Below are 15966 nucleotides of genomic sequence, written 5' to 3'. Positions count from 1 at the left end.
GTGCTCATGCCCGGGGAGGTCTTCTCCTATAACAACACCACCGGCAGCCGCACCGCCGACAAGGGCTATCTGGGGGCGCCGGTGTACTCGGGCGGCGCGTCGGTGGAGGGCATCGGCGGCGGCATCTGCCAGACCTCTTCCACCATCTACTACGCCGTCCTCCACACCACCCTGGAGATTGTGGAGCGCCACGCCCACATGTACGCCGTGGAGTACGTGCCCGACGGCATGGACGCCACCGTGTGGTACGGTTCCTCCGACTTCCGCTTCAAGAACAACACCAACTACCCGGTGAAGGTGGTCACTGAGAGCTATGACAAGAACGGCAGCCGTTACCTCACTGTGAAAATCTACGGCACCAACGAGGACGGCCGCTATGCGGTGCCTCAGCGGACCCAGTATGACTGGATCGCACCCACCACCCAGTACAAGGCCGACAGCTCTGTGCCCCGGGGGACCACCCGGGTGGACAGCGTTCAGAACGCCTACCGCGGCCGGAAAGCCCAGACCTACCGGTATATCTACGCCGAGGACGGCACCCTGCTGGAGAAGCAGGATATGGGGGTCAGCAGTTATAAGATGCGGCCCACCACCATCCTCTATAACCCCGCCGACGGGGACCCCAGCCAGCCCGCGTCGAAGCCGGAGACTCCCACTGTGCCGGAGACCCCGGAGGTGCCGGAGACTCCGACCACTCCGGAGACGCCCTCCACCCCGGAGACCCCCGTGACTCCGGAGGAGCCTCAGCAGCCCACCCAGCCGGAGACTCCGGTCACCACTCCGGAGGAGCCGGCCCAGCCGGAGACCCCGGAGGTGCCGGAGACGCCCCCTAGCCAGGACATCCAGGCCTGAGAAAAAGACAGATACAAAGGATCGATTATGTTTCAAGGATTTACCCAGGGTGCCGTGGATTTTCTGTGGGGCATCCGATTCAACAACGAACGCAGCTGGTTTCTGGCCCATAAGGAGGAGTACCGCACTCTGGTGGAACAGCCCATGCGGGAGCTGGGAGACCAGGTCCACCAGGCTATGGAGGAGCTCTACCCCGAGCTGGGGCTGAACCTACACGTCTCCCGGATCTACCGGGACGCCCGGCGGCTCTATGGCCGGGGGCCCTACAAGGACCACCTGTGGTTTACCCTCCGGCGGCCCAGGGAGGAGTGGGTGAGCCTGCCCGCCTTCTACTTTGAGATCGCACCGGAGTATTACAGCTTCGGCATGGGGTGCTATGACGCGACCCCGGTCACCATGGCCAAGCTGCGCGCCCGCATCGACCGGGACCCCAAGCCGGTGGAGCGGCTGGCCCGGAAGCTAGAGAAGTTCCCCTTCCATCTGGAGGGGGAGCTGTACAAGCGCCCCAAAGGGGACCCGGGGCCCCTTCTGGCCCCCTGGTACAACCGGAAAAGCATCTCCTTTGCCCGAGATGAGAACTGTGAGGGACCGCTGTTCCAGCCGGAGCTGGCTGATCAGGTGCTGGAGGGGTTCCGCTTCCTGAAACCCTATTACGACTATATGCTCTCTCTGGCCGGCGACCCGGCCCCGGAGGGCAGAGTATAATCCGTGCCGACGCCTCCCCGAGACCGCTGGGTCCGGGGAGGCGTCGTTTCTATCTGGGGCTCCAGGCAGAAAAGGTGCCCACCGCCAGTGAAAAACTGGCATTCTACACAAAAACGGGAGAGAAAAAAAGGAGGAACTGCCAGTTGAAATTAGCATACTAGTATATTAGAATATCAATTAGGAGGACGGCACGGGGAGCGGAACCCCGCCTGTCCAATACTTGCCGCCCCCGGCCCGCCGGAGGCGTTCCGCGGGGAGAGACATTTATTATTTTTAAGGAGGCGCATGCATATGCCCATGCAGATGGGATTCCGCTGGTATGGCGAAGGGAACGACAGCATCTCTCTGGCCGACATCAAGCAGATCCCCGGCGTGACCAGCATCGTCTGGGCTCTGCACCACAAGCAGCCCGGCGAGATCTGGGAGAAGGAGGAGATCGCTCAGGTCCAGAAGCAGCTGGAGCCTTACGGCTTCAACATGGACGTGGTGGAGTCGGTGAACGTCCACGACGACATCAAGGTGGGGCTGCCCACCCGGGACATGTACATCGACAACTACATTCAGACCATGCGGAACCTGAAGGAGTTCGGGGTGAAGGTGATCTGCTACAACTTCATGCCCGTCTTTGACTGGACTCGTACCGACCTGTTCCACCCCCTGCCCGACGGCTCCACCGCCCTGTATTATGAAAAGGATCTGATCCAGGACGACCCCCGGGCCATGGCCGACTATATTCTCAAAAATTTGAACGGCATGACCTTCCCCGGCTGGGAGCCGGAGCGGATGGCCCGCCTGGACGAGCTGTTTGAGATGTACCGCCCTGTGACAAAGGAGAAGCTGTGGGAGAACCTGAAGTACTTCCTGGAGAAGCTGATGCCCGTGTGCCACGAGTGCGACATCAAGATGGCCATTCACATGGACGATCCCCCCTGGGACATCTTCGGACTGCCCCGCCTGCTGGTGGACGCGGAGGCCATTGACCGCTTCCTGTCCATGGTGGACGACCCCTACAACTGCCTGACCCTGTGTTCCGGCAGCCTGAACGCCAATCCCAAGAACAATGTGGCCGACATTGTGCGCAAGCACTGCGACCGCATCGCCTTTGCCCACATCCGCAATGTGAAGCACTTCCCCAACGGGGACTTCTCAGAGACCTCTCACCGGGACTGCGACGGCGACACCGGGATTCTGGACATTCTGAAGGCCTACCACGACTGCGGTTTTGAGGGCTATATCCGCCCCGACCACGGCCGTCACCTGTGGGGCGAGGGCCCCGGCACCTGCCGCCCCGGCTACGGCCTGTACGACCGCGCCCTGGGCATCATGTACATGTGGGGCGTCTGGGATATGCTGGATAAGCTGGACGCGGAACAAAAGGAATCGAAGTAAAGAGGGATACCAGATATGAAACTTTCCGATATCGAGACCGGCGCCCTCAACGCCCAGGAGTGGGCGGACAAGGGCTATGAGCTCCCCAAGTTCGACCTGAAGGCCGTCCGGGCCAAGACCCACGACCAGCCCACCTGGATTCACTTCGGGGCGGGCAACATTTTCCGGGCCTTCCCGGCCGCCCTGCTCCAGCGGGTGCTGGACGCGGGGGAGTATGACCGGGGCGTCATCGTGGCCGAGGGATTCGACTATGAGATCATCGACAAGGCCTACCGGCCCTATGACAACCTGAGTCTGTCCGTGCTGCTCAAGTCCGACGGCTCCATTGAGAAGCGGGTGGTGGCTTCTGTCACCGAGAGCCTGAAGGCCGACCCCCAGTTCCACGAGGACTGGGAGCGGCTGGAGGAGATCTTCAAGAACCCCTCCCTGCAGATGGTGAGCTTCACCATCACCGAGAAGGGCTACTCCATCTCTCCCGCCGACCTGGAGCGGGGGGCGGAGCCCCAGTTGATCATGGGCAAGGTCACCGCCCTGCTCTATCAGCGCTATCAGGCGGGCGAGCTGCCCATCACCGTGCAGAGCATGGACAACTGCTCCCACAACGGCGACAAGGTGAAGTCCGCTGTCCTGGCCTATGCCCAGGCCTGGGTGAAGGCCGGTCTGGTGCCCCAGGGCTTCCTGGACTACCTCCAGGATGAGGCGAAGGTGTCCTTCCCCTGGAGCATGATCGACAAGATCACTCCCCGGCCCGACGCCAAGGTGCAGGATATGCTCAAGGCCGACGGCTTTGAGGACAACTACACCATTGTCACCGAGAAGCACACCTATACCGCTCCCTTTGTCAACGCGGAGGAGACCGAGTATCTGGTCATCGAGGACAAGTACACCAATGGCCGTCCCCCCATGGAGAAGGGCGGCGTACTCTACGCCGACCGGGAGACGGTGGACAAGGTGGAGAAGATGAAGGTGTGCACCTGCCTCAACCCCCTGCACACCGCCATGTCCATCTACGGCTGCATACTGGGCTATGACCTGATCTCCGCGGAGATGAAGGACGAGGACATCTGCGGCCTCATCACCAAGATGGGGTATATCGAGGCCATGCCCGTGGTGGTGGACCCCGGCGTGCTCAAGCCCGCCGACTTCATCGGCGCGGTGCTCACCAAGCGCCTGCCCAATCCCTTTATGCCCGACGCCCCCCAGCGCATTGCCACCGACACCTCCCAGAAGCTGCCCATCCGCTTCGGCGAGACCATCAAGGCCTATCAGGCCAAGGGGCTGAACATGGACGACCTAGTGCTCATCCCCCTGGTGCTGGCCGGCTACGCCCGCTACCTCAAGGGGGTGGACGATGCCGGGAAGCCCTTCGAGCCCTCTCCCGACCCCCTGCTGGAAGAACTGCAGGCCATCGTGGCCCCTCTGGAGGTCAAGGAGGGCCCCCAGGACATGAGCTGCCTGAAGGAGCTCTACCGCCGCATCGACGTGTTCGGCGTGGACCTGTACGCTGCCGGACTGGGCGAGCGCATCGAGGGCATGGCGGCCGAGCTGTATGCCGGCCCCGGCGCCGTGCGCAGGACCCTGCATAAATACGTCTCCGCCCGCTGAGAGGGAATTGGGAAGTTCTTCTCATTCCTTTCTTTACTTCCCCGGCCTCTCAGCACTCAGAGCGCCCCGAACCTCTGTGTTCGGGGCGCTCACAGTTTGTGGAAAAACCTGCGCAGAATCAAATCCGCTTGAGACAGGGCGGGGAAGCTCGAGGGGGCAGCGGCCCGCCTCGAATAGGATCAAACGCCCCGGGAGCCCTGCCGTGCAGGCCTTCCGGCGAGCGGCGCATAAGCAGTCTCGTTTTGCCGGCGGGCGTGCTGGATCGGCTGCGCCTGCGGGGGAGAAAGTTTGTAACCTTTTTCCCTCCGCCGGGGGAGAACCGGTTTCCAAATTTGGTTTTTGCGCAAAACCCAGAAAATGGACTAAAAAAGGGAACTTTACGGCAAAAATCGACCGGTTTGCGGGGAGATCCTGCGGATGACAGCTGGTTCTCGAAAATTTTCCAGAAAAAAACGCCGGGAAGGGTTTGACAACTGGTTACGAATATGTTACAATTCGGTTACAACATTAAAATCGTTTTAAAATCTGAGGAGGAACCCCATGGCTACTGAAAAACTTCCTCTTTCCTATAAAGGGCATCCCCTGCGCCGGAAAGACAACTTGATTTACTACGGCACCATGGCCGAAAAATATATCATCATGCTTCAGATCCTCTCCACCCAGAATGTGGACGGTCTGGAGATGGCCAATAAGGTCAGCGTTCAGCTGCAGCTCACCGACCCGGATCTGAAGAGCCGGGACCGCGTGGTTAAGAAGAGTGAAAAGGACAGCCTGTATGCCGCCATGGATGTGGCCGCCGTATGGCTGGACCGGGCCCTGAGCGGAAAGTAATTCCGCCCCTCCCCGCCCGTTTGATCTACGAAAGAGAAATTGGAGGAATCCTGTTATGCACCTGTCGAAGCAGCTGGCGGCCAAGCTGAGTGCCGCTCTGATGGCCCTGACCACCGTGATCGTCCCTTCCTTGGCCGCCGACATCGGTACGGTGACCAGCGATACTGGCCTGAACCTCCGTTCGGAGGCCAGCACCGACGCCGCGGTCCTGGCGACCCTGGATTACGGCACTCAGGTGGATGTGCTCAGCACCTCGGGGGACGGCACCTGGCACAAGGTTACATATAACGGCATGACCGGCTACATGAGCGGCGACTACCTCCAGGTGACGGAGGAGCAGCTCTACGGCCAGGTGATGGACGGCCCCCTGAACATCCGCTCCGGCCCGGGTACCGAGTACGGCACCGTGGGCAGCCTCTCCACCGGCGCCATCGTGGAGATCGAGGAGTTGGTCGGCGGCTACGGCGGCTGGTACAAGATCGAGCAGGGCTATGTGAGCAGCGACTATGTGGCCCAGGTGGACGCCTCTGTGGCGGCCTCCTCCGGCAAGGGCAGCCAGATTGCCCAGTACGCCCTCCAGTATGTGGGCTGCCCCTACGTGTACGGCGGCAGCAGCCCCAGCGGCTTTGACTGCTCCGGCTTTACCACCTATGTGATGAAGCACTTTGGCTACACCATTAACCGCACCGCCTCCAGCCAGATGGACAACGGCACCTCCGTCTCCAAGAGCCAGCTGCAGCCCGGCGATCTGGTGTTCTTCAACAGCGGCAACTCCAGCAAGCGCGCCACCCACGTGGGCATCTACACCGGCAACGGCCAGTTTGTCCATGCCTCCACCTCCACCACCGGCGTGATTGTCAGCGACCTGAACAGCAGTTATTATTCCAGCACCTATGTGGGCGCCCGCCGTCTGTAATGTGCATAGTTCTCTTTTGATCAGATGAATCAAAACCGGCTGAACGAAACTCGTTCAGCCGGTTTTTCCTTTGTCTTGGCGTGCGTCAGATCCCCGCTGTTACAGGTTCTCGTTGAGGACGTTGGAGAACACTTCTTTGGGCAGGGCGCCCACCTCCCGGTGGATCTCCTTTCCGTCCTTGAAGAAGATGACCGTGGGGATGCTCATGACCCCATAGCGCATGGCCAGCTCGCCCTGCTCGTCCACGTCCACCTTGCCGATGACCGCCTTGCCCTCGTAGTCCTGGGCCAGCTGCTCGATGACTGGGCCCAGCATGCGGCAGGGCATGCACCAGTTGGCCCAGAAATCCACCATCATCAGCTTGCCCTCTGCCAGGGCCGCGTCAAAGCTCTTTTGATCAAAATGCAGTAATGCCATTGTAAAACTTCCTTTCTACTCCTGTGCTTGATTATTTCGCTGTGTCTTTTTTGGGGAGCTGGTCCAGATACTCCGCCGCTGACAGGGCGGCAGTCAGCCCTTCGCCCACCGCCTTGGACACCTGGAGAGGCTCTCCGGTACAGTCCCCGGCGGCAAATACCCCGGGGATGCTGGTGGCCATGCGGCGGTCCACCCGGATGGCTCCGTTCTCGGTCTCCAGACCGGGCAGCAGATCGGTGGGGGCCACCGCCTCCCGGAGAATGAAGATTCCGGAACAGGGGAGAAGGGACCCATCCGCCCTCAGACCGGTGACGGTCTGTTCTCCCTCGACCTCCAGGCGGTTGGCCTGGACAAAGGGGATGGCCGGGTCCAGATGCTCCGGCCGCTGGGCGGCCACATAGACCACCTGACAGCCCAGCTCCTTGAGATAGGCGGCCTCCCGGGGGGCGTCTTTGCTGCGGCCCACCACTACCACCGGTTTCCCACGGTAGAGCATGCCGTCGCAGGTGGCGCAGTAGCTCACGCCGCGGCCCAGGTACTCCATTTCCCCGGGATATTTGGCCTGGCGCACCACCCCGGGGGCCAGGATGAGGGAACTGCCCTCATAGAGCTCGCTGCCCACCGTCAGGTGGAACCCCTCCCAGGCCATGAGGGAGATCACCTTTCCGGTGACCAGGTTGGCCCCGGACTCCTCCGCGTGGCGGGTGAACCGGTCCATCAGCTCCGCCCCGGTCATGGAGGGCAGCCCCAGGTAGTTGTCCACACACTCCGCCCGGGCCAGCGGGCTGTCCTGCCAGCGGTTGCCCACCACCAGGACGCTCTTGTTCCGGCCCCGGGCGGCCACAGCGGCGGACAGCCCCGCCGGGCCGCTGCCCAGGACGACAATATCATAGCGCATTGGTTTCACCTCCCGCCTCCGCCCGTCCGGGCGGGGGCGTGTTCTGCTTTCTGATGCTTAGTATATCCGGCGCTCCGGCCTTTTTCCGTGACCAGATCACAAAACGACAGAATTTATTTCCGCCGCCTGGGTCAGCAGCCGGGCCAGCAGGGCCGGGTCCGCGTTGCCGCCGGAGAGGACAAAGACCGCCTTGTCCTCGGGCTTCACCGGCAGCACTCCCGCCAGAGCGGCGGCCACCGGCAGGGCGGAGGAGGGCTCGGCGATCACCTTGGCCTGGGTCATCAGCAGGAGCATGGCCTTCTCGATCCAGGCGTCCTCCACCGTGTACAGTTCATCCACCCGCTCCTGGATCATGGCGAAGTTGTCCGGATTGGCGTGGTCGGTGCGGGTGCCGTCGGCAATGGTGTTTACCGAATCCAACTGGACGGGTCGGCCCTCCACCCGGCTGCGGGTGTAGCGGGGGGCGCCGGCGGGCTCCACGCCCACGGTGCGTACCTGGGGATTCACACCCTTCACCGCGGTGGCCACGCCGGAGATCAGCCCGCCTCCGCCGATGGGGGCGGCCACCAGGCTGGCGTCGGGCAGATCCTCCAGAATTTCCAGGGCCAGGGTCCCCTGGCCCGCCGCCACATAGGGGTCGGCGTAGGGGTGGACCTCCACCATGCCCTGCTCCCGGACCAGCTCCGCCGCCCGGGCCTCCCGCTGGGAGGAGAGGGTGCCCACTAGCTCCACCTGGCCGCCCCACTTTTTCACCCCGGCCAGCTTCACCGGATTGGCGTTGGTGGGCATGACGATGACCGCCCGGCAGCCCAGCTTGTGGGCGGCGTAGGCAACCCCCTGGGCGTGGTTGCCCGAGGAGGCGCACACCAGGCCCCGGGCGCGCTCCTCGGGAGTGAGGGACAGGGCTTTGTTCATGGCGCCCCGGAGCTTAAAGGCCCCCATGGGCTGGAAGCCCTCGTGCTTCAGGTAGACCTGGCAGCCAAGGGCCTCGTCCAGGGCGGGGACCCGGAGCAGCGGCGTGCGGACAATATAGGGGGCGATGCGCTCCCGGGCCGCCTGGACATCCTGATATGTGATCATAGGGCAGAACCTTCTTTCTGTTTTGGATGATTTCATTAAAGCACAGCCGTCCGCCTTTGACAAGAGGAAAGCAAGATTCCCTATAAAATTACTCTGATTTTACGCCGCGGGCGGAGCGGACACAGAAAGCGCCGCCTGGAGAAAGTCCAGGCGGCGGGATGGATCAGACGGTATCCAAAAAATCCCGAATGAAGTGGAGGGCGGCTCCCAGCGGCACGGCGTGGCTGCGCAGGATGCCCAGCTGCAGGTAGTCCGCCCGCCGCTCAAAGGGGTCGTTGGCGGCGGCATATTCCCGAAGCATGGGCAGGTAGGGGTCCAGGTACTGGCTCATAAATCCCCCCAGGACCACTGTGCAGTCCAGAGCCATGCGGATATTGCTGGCGCCGATGGCCAGATGGAACAGAAAGTCCTTCCAGAGGGCGGCGTATTCCGGGTTCCCCTGGTTCACGCCCTCAAAGAACTCCTTCAGAGAGACGCCGAAGGTGTTCCGAATCCGCCAGTCGGAGCAGTAGGCCTCCAGGCAGCCCCACTTGCCGCAGGCGCAGGGCAGTCCGCCGGGCTCCACGCACAGGTGGCCGAACTCGGCGCTGCGCCGGTTGTCCCCGCCATAGACGACTCCGTTGGAGATGAATGCCCCGCCCACGCCGTTCTCCAGGGAGAGGTAGGCCAGATTCTCCTGGTCTCCCCGCATAAACCACTCGGCGTATCCACTGCAGGTGGCGTCATTTTCCACATAGGTGGGATATGGGATGGAGCGGGTCAGACCGGACAGCTCCACATTGCGCAGGTGCATGGTGGGGGCGTACAGAAGATGCCCTCCCTCCGGGTCGGTCACGCCCGCCATGGCAATGCACACCCCCAACAGCCGGCTCCGGTCGATGTGGTAGGTGTCCAGAAACTGCTCCAGCTCCCGGGCCACCAGGGCGCCCAGCTCCTCCATCTCAAAGTTGGAGGTGTGCGACACCTTGTGGTAGGCGATCTCGTTCAGGCGCAGGTCGGCGGCGGAGAAGCGGAGCCGGTCCTCCGTCAGCGCGATGCCCACCGCCACCCGGGCGTCGGGGACGATGGCCAGACCGCTGGCCTTGCGCCCGCCGGTGGACTGGGACTGCCCGGCGTAGCGCACCAGCCCGGCGTCCACCAGATCCGTCAGGTTTTGATAAATGGTGGGCAGGCTCAGGTCCAGGGCCTGGGCCAGGGACTGCCGGGTGCAGAACTCCTGGGCGCCGTACAGGTAGTGGTATACGTTGCTGCGGGTCTGCCTCCGGCGTTCATTTGAATTGACGTCCATAGTTTCCCTCTCATTCAACTCTTAAAGACGCTTCTTTTATAAAACGGATTCACAAAATAGGTTTTGATATGTCTATATTATCACATTTTACTGCGCCGTCAACCTAAAATTTCAGATTTCATACAGTATCGCCCTGAAGAAAAGTGTGAGGGCCAGATGAAAACTTCAGGGGAGAAAAACTTGTAATTTTGCGGTTTGCACAAATAGTTTACATAGATTTGATGCAGGCTGACAAAAATGACAGGAGCACCCTGGTTTCTCTTGACTTTTATAAAGTTAGTTATAAAATGGTACTCGGAAGTGCAAAAGACTTCCAGTTCCGATCCACCTACATACACTGTGAGGAAAACAGGAGGAAAATGAGCTATGAAAAAATTTCTTGCACTGTCTCTTGCCTTAGCGATGTCCCTGTCTCTGGCCGCCTGCGGCGGTAACGGCGGCGGAAGCTCTTCCGGCTCCGGCTCCGGGAGCACCAGCGGCTCCGGTTCCGCGGCGGACGGCGCCCAGAAGATCGGCATCTCCATGCCCACTCAGTCCCTGGAGCGGTGGAACCGTGACGGCTCCTACCTGGATCAGCAGTTCCAGGCCGCCGGCTATGAGACCATCGTCACCTACTCCGACAACGACACCAACCGCCAGGTGAACGACATCCAGAACATGATCGCCGAGGATGTGGACCTGCTGGTGGTGGCCGCCATCGACGGCGAGGCCCTGAACACCGTCATGAACGAGGCCGGCGAGGCTGGCATCCCCATCATCGCCTATGACCGTCTGATCATGAACGACAACGTGTCCTACTACGTGTCCTTCGACAACTACACCGTGGGCACCCTGCAGGGCCAGTACATCGTGGACACCCTGGATCTGGAGAACCAGGACGGCCCCTTCAACATTGAGCTGACCGCCGGCGACCCCGCCGACAACAACGCCCCCTACTTCTTCCAGGGCGCCATGGACGTGCTCCAGCCCTACATCGACTCCGGCAAGCTGGTGGTCGTCTCCGGCCAGACCGACTTTGACACCGTCGCCACCGCCGCCTGGGATACCCAGACCGCTATGGAGCGCGCTCAGAACATCCTGGCCTCCTACTATGCCGACGGCACCGAGGTTGACGCCTGGCTGTGCTCCAACGACTCCACCTCTCTGGGCGTGACCCAGGCCATCCAGTCCGACTACGCCGGCGCCAACAAGTCCGAGATCATCATCACCGGCCAGGACGGCGACGTGGCCAACCTGAAGAACATCAAGGACGGCATCCAGTCCATGACCGTGTATAAGGCCGTGGCCAACGAGGCCGTTGTCACCCTGGACCTGGCCAAGGCCATCCTGAACGGCGACACCATCGACGAGACCCTGATCACCAACTCCGCCTGGGACTTCGAGTGCTCCTATGACACCGAGTCCTACGCCACCTCCGAGGGTCACAACTGCCCCTCCTTCCTGCTGGTGCCTGACGTGGTTACCGCCGACAACATGCAGGAGAAGCTGGTGGACACCGGCTACTACACCGTGGGCGATGACGGCTATCTGGTCGCCGCGGGTTGATCAAACCGCCAATCTGTAAACACAGGAGCAGCGTAATGGGCGGGGCATCTGCCCCGCCCATTCTTAATATCTGGGATACTGCGGCGGAGAGGAGGAACTTTGTTTGGCTAAGACACTTTTGGAAATGCGCTCCATCACCAAGGAGTTCCCCGGCGTCAAGGCGCTGGACAACGTGAACCTGAAGGTGGAAGAGGGCGAGATCCACGCGCTGATCGGGGAAAACGGCGCGGGAAAATCAACTTTGATGAACGTGCTCTCCGGAACCTATCCGGCGGGCAGCTACTCCGGCGAAATCTACTATGACGGAAAGCTCTGTCAATTCAAGAACCAAAAGGACAGCGAGGCGGTGGGCATCGTCATTATTCACCAGGAACTGGCCCTGATCCCGCTGTTGTCCATTGGAGAAAACATGTTCCTGGGCAATGAGATCAAAAACAAATTCGGCTTTATCGACTGGAACAAGACCTACTATGAGGCCGAACAACATATGAAGCAGGTGGGGCTGAACGAGTCGGCCCAGACCCTGGTCAAGGACATCGGCACCGGCAAGCAGCAGCTGGTGGAGATCGCCAAGGCCTTCTCCAAGAAGGTGCGGCTCCTGATTCTGGACGAGCCCACCTCCTCCCTCAACGACGAGGACGCCAAGATGCTGCTGGACCTGCTGATGGAGTTCAAGAAGCAGGGCCTGACCTCCATCATCATCACCCACAAGCTCAACGAGATCATCTACTGCGCCGACAAGGCCACCATCATCCGGGACGGCTCCACCATCGAGACTCTGGTCAAGGGCGTGGACGAGTTCAGCGAGGACCGGATCATCAAGGGCATGGTGGGCCGCGCCATGGAGGACCGCTATCCCAAGCGGGAGCACAAGGTGCAGGACACCGTGAGCATGGAGGTCAAGAACTGGACGGTGCACCACCCCCTGTATCCCGAGCGGGTGGTGGACGACAACATCTCCTTCTATGTCCGTAAGGGCGAGGTGGTGGGCTTCTCCGGCCTGCAGGGCGCCGGGCGCACCGAGCTGGCCATGTCCATCTTCGGCCGCAGCTACGGCACCGACATCTCCGGCGAGGTCTACCTCAACGGGGAGAAGGTCAACCTGAAGAGCCCCGAGGACGCCATCCACCACAAGCTGGCCTATGTCACCGAGGACCGGAAGACCAACGGCCTGATCCTGGATGAGTCCATCCGCTTCAATACCACCCTGGCCCGTCTGGACAAGGTGTGCAGCGGCGGCATCATCGATACCGACAAGGAGGTCCAGGTGGCCGATCAGATGACGAAGGAGATGGGGACCAAGACCCCCACCATCGAGCAGCGCATCGGCAACCTGTCCGGCGGCAACCAGCAGAAGGCCCTGCTGGGCAAGTGGATGTTCACCGAGCCGGACATCCTCATCATGGACGAGCCCACCCGCGGCATCGACGTGGGCGCCAAGTACGACATTTACTGCCTGATCAACGACATGGTGTCCAAGGGCAAGTCGGTGGTGATGATCTCCTCCGAGCTGCCTGAGCTGCTGGGCATGTGCGACCGGATCTATGTGATGAACGAGGGCCGCCTGCTGGCCGAGGTCAACGCGGCGGATGCCACCCAGGAGAGCATCATGGGCTATATCATCCGGGATACCGCCAAGGCGTAAAAAGGGAAGGTGTGAAAACGATGAAAACAAACAGCCAATCTTCAACTGCTTTATTTGAGTTTCTGCGCAAATACACCATGGTCATCGCCCTGGTGGTTGTGTTTATCCTCTTCGCGTTTCTGACCGACGGGCGTCTGGTGTACGCCCAGAACCTGTCCAACCTGATGCTTCAGAACGGCTACGTGCTGGTCATGGCCTGCGGCATGCTGCTGTGTATCCTCACCGGCGGCAACATCGACCTGTCCATCGGCTCGGTCATCTGTATGGTGGGCGGCCTGGCGGCGGTCATGATCTCCGACATGTCCATGAACCCCATTCTGGCCATTGTGCTCTGCCTGGCTGTGGGCCTGCTGGTGGGCGTGTGGCAGGGCTACTGGATCGGCTATGTCCGCATCCCCCCCTTCATCACCACCCTGGGCGGCATGTTCATTTTCCGCGGCCTGGGCCGTCTGGTACTGGATAACCAGACCGTGGCCATTCAGGACTCCACCTTCCTGAACATCTTCACCGCTTACATCAACATCCCCGGCCTGGACGACGGAGACACCGTCCTCTCCGCCCTCATCGTGGGCGTGGTGGCCGCGGTCTATGTCATCCTGAACACCGTGAAGAACCGCCGTGAGCGGGCCAAGAAGGGCTACCGTCAGAACAGCGCCGCGGCCGACTATCTGAAGGCCGTCATCATCGCCGCGCTGATCCTGGCCTACTGCTACATGCTCAGCCAGTACCGGGGCATCTCCGTCATGCTGGTGTGGGTGGTGGCCATCTGCCTCATCTACAACTTCATCACCGCCAAGACCGCCTTCGGCCGCTACTTCTATGCGGTGGGCGGCAACGAGAAGGCCACCCAGCTCTCCGGCATCAACACCAACAAGATCTACTTCATCGCCTACGCCAACATGGGCCTGCTGGCCGGCCTGTGCGGCCTGCTGAACGCCGCCCGCGTGGGCTCCGTCAACGGCAACACCGGTACCTCCTTTGAGATGGACGCCATCGGCGCCTGCTTCATCGGCGGCGCGTCCGCCTACGGCGGCAGCGGCACCATCGGCGGCGTGGTCATCGGCGCTCTGCTACTGGGCGTCATCAACATGGGCATGTCCATCATGGGCATCGGCGACTCCTGGCAGTATGTGGTCAAGGGCGGCGTGCTGCTCCTGGCCGTCATCTTCGACGTGGTCACCAGCCGCAAGTCCGGCAAGGGCTGATCCCAGTTTCAGAAAATCGGTCCGGAGGTTGACCCGCCCGGCCCGGCGTGGTATTCTGTACCAGGCCGGCCGCCGGGCGGCCCTCCGGTCCGAGGAGGAATCATATTATGCTGTATATCGGAATTGACTTAGGGACCTCAGCGGTGAAGCTGCTGCTGATGGACCAGGAGGGGACCGTGCAGAATGTGGTCTCCAAGGAGTATCCCCTGGAATTTCCCCATCCCGGCTGGAGCCAGCAGAACCCGGAGGACTGGCGGCGCGCCGTCCTGGAGGGTGTGCCGGAGCTCCTGAAGGGGTTTGACGCCGGCCAGGTGGCGGGCATCGGCGCCGGCGGGCAGATGCACGGCCTGGTGGTGCTGGACGAGCATGACCAGGTGATCCGCCCGGCCATCCTGTGGAACGACGGCCGCACCGCCCGGGAGGTGGACTACCTCAACCAGACGGTGGGCAAGGACAAGCTGTCCGCCTGGACGGCCAACATCGCCTTCGCCGGCTTCACCGCCCCCAAGGTGCTGTGGATGCGGGAGCACGAGCCGGAGAACTTCGCCCGCATCAAAAAGGTGATGCTTCCCAAGGACTACATCAACTACATCCTCACCGGGGTCCACTGCACCGACTACTCCGACGCCAGCGGCATGCTGCTGCTGGACGTGGAGCACAAGCGCTGGTCCAAGGAGATGCTGGACCTGTGCGGCCTCACGGAGGACCAGATGCCCAAGCTCTTTGAGAGCTATGAGGCGGTGGGCACCCTGAAGCCCGACGTCGCCGCCCAGCTGGGGCTCTCCCCCGAGGTGAAGGTGTGCGCCGGCGCGGGGGACAACGCCGCCGCCGCCGTGGGCACCGGCACGGTGGGAGACGGGGCCTGCAACATCTCTCTGGGCACCTCGGGCACCATCTTCATCTCCAGCGAGAAGTTCGGGGTGGACCCCAACAACGCCCTCCACGCCTTTGCTCACGCCGACGGGCACTACCACCTGATGGGGTGCATGCTCTCGGCGGCCAGCTGCAACAAGTGGCTCATGGAGGACATCTTCCAGACCAAGGATTACGGGGCCGAGCAGACCCCCATCACCCCGGACAAGCTGGGGAACAACCACGTATTTTTCCTGCCCTACCTGATGGGGGAGCGCTCCCCCATCAACGACACCAACGCCCGGGGCACCTTTGTGGGCATGACTATGGACACCACCCGCTCCGACCTGACCCAGGCCATGCTGGAGGGCGTCGCCTTCGCCATCCGGGACAGCTTGGAGGTGGCCCGCTCCCTGGGCCTGGACATCCGGCGCAGCAAGCTGTGCGGCGGCGGAGCCAAGAGCCCCCTGTGGCGGACCATCCTGGCCAATGTGCTGGGACTGGAGCTGGAGCTGCCCGTCTCCGAGCAGGGGCCGGGCATGGGCGGCGCCATGCTGGCCATGGTGGCCTGCGGGGCCTACTCCAGCGTGGAGGAGGTCTGTTCCAAGCTGGTCCAGGTGGCCCAGACTGTGACCCCCGATCCCGAGCTCACCGCCCGGTACGAGGCGCGGTACCAGCAGTTCAGACAGATCTACCCCGCTTTGAAGGGGATCTTCCCCGCGCTGCTGTAAGGGGGAA

Annotated in this window: 15 protein-coding genes; 11 read left to right on the top strand and 4 right to left on the bottom strand. The window is 61.9% G+C overall.

Annotated features, from left to right (window positions below; translation table 11 throughout):
- The 7 genes from H6B31_RS12095 to H6B31_RS12065 all read left to right on the top strand — a co-directional run.
- Window positions 1–852 (top strand): VanW family protein (locus tag H6B31_RS12095; RefSeq protein ID WP_204898751.1); only part of this gene is annotated, 852 nt, incomplete at its 5' end.
- Between the two features lie 27 nt (window positions 853–879).
- Window positions 880–1557 carry a DUF2461 domain-containing protein gene (locus H6B31_RS12090; RefSeq protein WP_204898750.1) on the top strand — a complete coding sequence of 226 codons (678 nt, stop codon included), beginning with the start codon at window positions 880–882 and terminating at the stop codon, window positions 1555–1557.
- 291 nt (window positions 1558–1848) lie between these two features.
- On the top strand, window positions 1849–2946 hold the full coding sequence (uxuA, locus tag H6B31_RS12085; protein ID WP_204898749.1) for a mannonate dehydratase: 1098 nt from the start codon (window positions 1849–1851) through the stop codon (window positions 2944–2946).
- A 15-nt stretch (window positions 2947–2961) separates the two neighbouring features.
- Complete coding sequence (locus H6B31_RS12080; protein ID WP_204898748.1) at window positions 2962–4551, top strand: mannitol dehydrogenase family protein; 1590 nt, start codon at window positions 2962–2964, stop codon at window positions 4549–4551.
- A gap of 254 nt (window positions 4552–4805) precedes the next feature.
- Window positions 4806–5021 carry a hypothetical protein gene (locus tag H6B31_RS12075; protein ID WP_204898747.1) on the top strand — a complete coding sequence of 72 codons (216 nt, stop codon included), beginning with the start codon at window positions 4806–4808 and terminating at the stop codon, window positions 5019–5021.
- Between the two features lie 70 nt (window positions 5022–5091).
- Complete coding sequence (locus H6B31_RS12070; RefSeq protein ID WP_087290371.1) at window positions 5092–5382, top strand: hypothetical protein; 291 nt, start codon at window positions 5092–5094, stop codon at window positions 5380–5382.
- Between the two features lie 55 nt (window positions 5383–5437).
- On the top strand, window positions 5438–6298 hold the full coding sequence (locus tag H6B31_RS12065; protein ID WP_204898746.1) for a C40 family peptidase: 861 nt from the start codon (window positions 5438–5440) through the stop codon (window positions 6296–6298).
- A 99-nt stretch (window positions 6299–6397) separates the two neighbouring features.
- Here H6B31_RS12065 and trxA read toward each other — a convergent pair whose 3' ends face one another.
- The 4 genes from trxA to H6B31_RS12045 form a co-directional block, all read right to left on the bottom strand.
- Complete coding sequence (gene trxA, locus H6B31_RS12060) at window positions 6398–6715, bottom strand: thioredoxin (RefSeq protein WP_204898745.1); 318 nt, start codon at window positions 6713–6715, stop codon at window positions 6398–6400.
- A gap of 31 nt (window positions 6716–6746) precedes the next feature.
- Window positions 6747–7613: an NAD(P)/FAD-dependent oxidoreductase gene (locus tag H6B31_RS12055; RefSeq protein ID WP_204898744.1), complete on the bottom strand. Its 867-nt coding sequence runs from the start codon at window positions 7611–7613 to the stop codon at window positions 6747–6749.
- Between the two features lie 96 nt (window positions 7614–7709).
- Window positions 7710–8693, bottom strand: coding sequence for a threonine ammonia-lyase (locus H6B31_RS12050; protein ID WP_204898743.1), 984 nt, complete (start codon window positions 8691–8693; stop codon window positions 7710–7712).
- A 163-nt stretch (window positions 8694–8856) separates the two neighbouring features.
- A complete protein-coding gene (locus tag H6B31_RS12045) occupies window positions 8857–9981 on the bottom strand; it encodes an ROK family transcriptional regulator (protein ID WP_204898742.1) in 1125 nt (374 codons plus the stop codon).
- A 366-nt stretch (window positions 9982–10347) separates the two neighbouring features.
- Between H6B31_RS12045 and H6B31_RS12040 the strand changes: the two genes are divergently transcribed.
- The 4 genes from H6B31_RS12040 to xylB all read left to right on the top strand — a co-directional run bounded on the left by H6B31_RS12040 (window position 10348) and on the right by xylB (window position 15959).
- Window positions 10348–11526 carry a substrate-binding domain-containing protein gene (locus H6B31_RS12040; protein WP_204898741.1) on the top strand — a complete coding sequence of 393 codons (1179 nt, stop codon included), beginning with the start codon at window positions 10348–10350 and terminating at the stop codon, window positions 11524–11526.
- 103 nt (window positions 11527–11629) lie between these two features.
- Window positions 11630–13171, top strand: a complete 1542-nt coding sequence (locus H6B31_RS12035; RefSeq protein WP_204898740.1) for an ATP-binding cassette domain-containing protein — start codon at window positions 11630–11632, stop codon at window positions 13169–13171.
- Between the two features lie 20 nt (window positions 13172–13191).
- The gene (locus H6B31_RS12030) at window positions 13192–14376 is read left to right on the top strand and encodes an ABC transporter permease subunit (RefSeq protein ID WP_087290355.1); all 1185 of its coding nucleotides are present in this window, start codon (window positions 13192–13194) and stop codon (window positions 14374–14376) included.
- Window positions 14377–14483: 107 nt separating this feature from the next.
- Window positions 14484–15959, top strand: a complete 1476-nt coding sequence (gene xylB, locus H6B31_RS12025) for a xylulokinase (RefSeq protein WP_204898739.1) — start codon at window positions 14484–14486, stop codon at window positions 15957–15959.
- The last annotated feature ends 7 nt before the right edge of the window (window positions 15960–15966 follow it).

The organism is Pseudoflavonifractor capillosus, from assembly GCF_016899775.1.
GTDB lineage: Bacteria > Bacillota > Clostridia > Oscillospirales > Oscillospiraceae > Lawsonibacter.
This window is presented reverse-complemented; position numbering and strand designations above follow the sequence as displayed.

Excerpts from the sequence above, each read along its gene's own strand:
- H6B31_RS12090 (WP_204898750.1), top strand. The coding sequence starts at position 880 with ATGTTTCAAGGATTTACCCAGGGTGCCGTGGATTTTCTGTGGGGCATC.
- uxuA (WP_204898749.1), top strand. The coding sequence starts at position 1,849 with ATGCCCATGCAGATGGGATTCCGCTGGTATGGCGAAGGGAACGACAGC.
- H6B31_RS12080 (WP_204898748.1), top strand. The coding sequence starts at position 2,962 with ATGAAACTTTCCGATATCGAGACCGGCGCCCTCAACGCCCAGGAGTGG.
- H6B31_RS12070 (WP_087290371.1), top strand. The coding sequence starts at position 5,092 with ATGGCTACTGAAAAACTTCCTCTTTCCTATAAAGGGCATCCCCTGCGC.
- H6B31_RS12065 (WP_204898746.1), top strand. The coding sequence starts at position 5,438 with ATGCACCTGTCGAAGCAGCTGGCGGCCAAGCTGAGTGCCGCTCTGATG.
- trxA (WP_204898745.1), bottom strand. The coding sequence starts at position 6,715 with ATGGCATTACTGCATTTTGATCAAAAGAGCTTTGACGCGGCCCTGGCA.
- H6B31_RS12055 (WP_204898744.1), bottom strand. The coding sequence starts at position 7,613 with ATGCGCTATGATATTGTCGTCCTGGGCAGCGGCCCGGCGGGGCTGTCC.
- H6B31_RS12050 (WP_204898743.1), bottom strand. The coding sequence starts at position 8,693 with ATGATCACATATCAGGATGTCCAGGCGGCCCGGGAGCGCATCGCCCCC.
- H6B31_RS12045 (WP_204898742.1), bottom strand. The coding sequence starts at position 9,981 with ATGGACGTCAATTCAAATGAACGCCGGAGGCAGACCCGCAGCAACGTA.
- H6B31_RS12040 (WP_204898741.1), top strand. The coding sequence starts at position 10,348 with ATGAAAAAATTTCTTGCACTGTCTCTTGCCTTAGCGATGTCCCTGTCT.
- H6B31_RS12030 (WP_087290355.1), top strand. The coding sequence starts at position 13,192 with ATGAAAACAAACAGCCAATCTTCAACTGCTTTATTTGAGTTTCTGCGC.
- xylB (WP_204898739.1), top strand. The coding sequence starts at position 14,484 with ATGCTGTATATCGGAATTGACTTAGGGACCTCAGCGGTGAAGCTGCTG.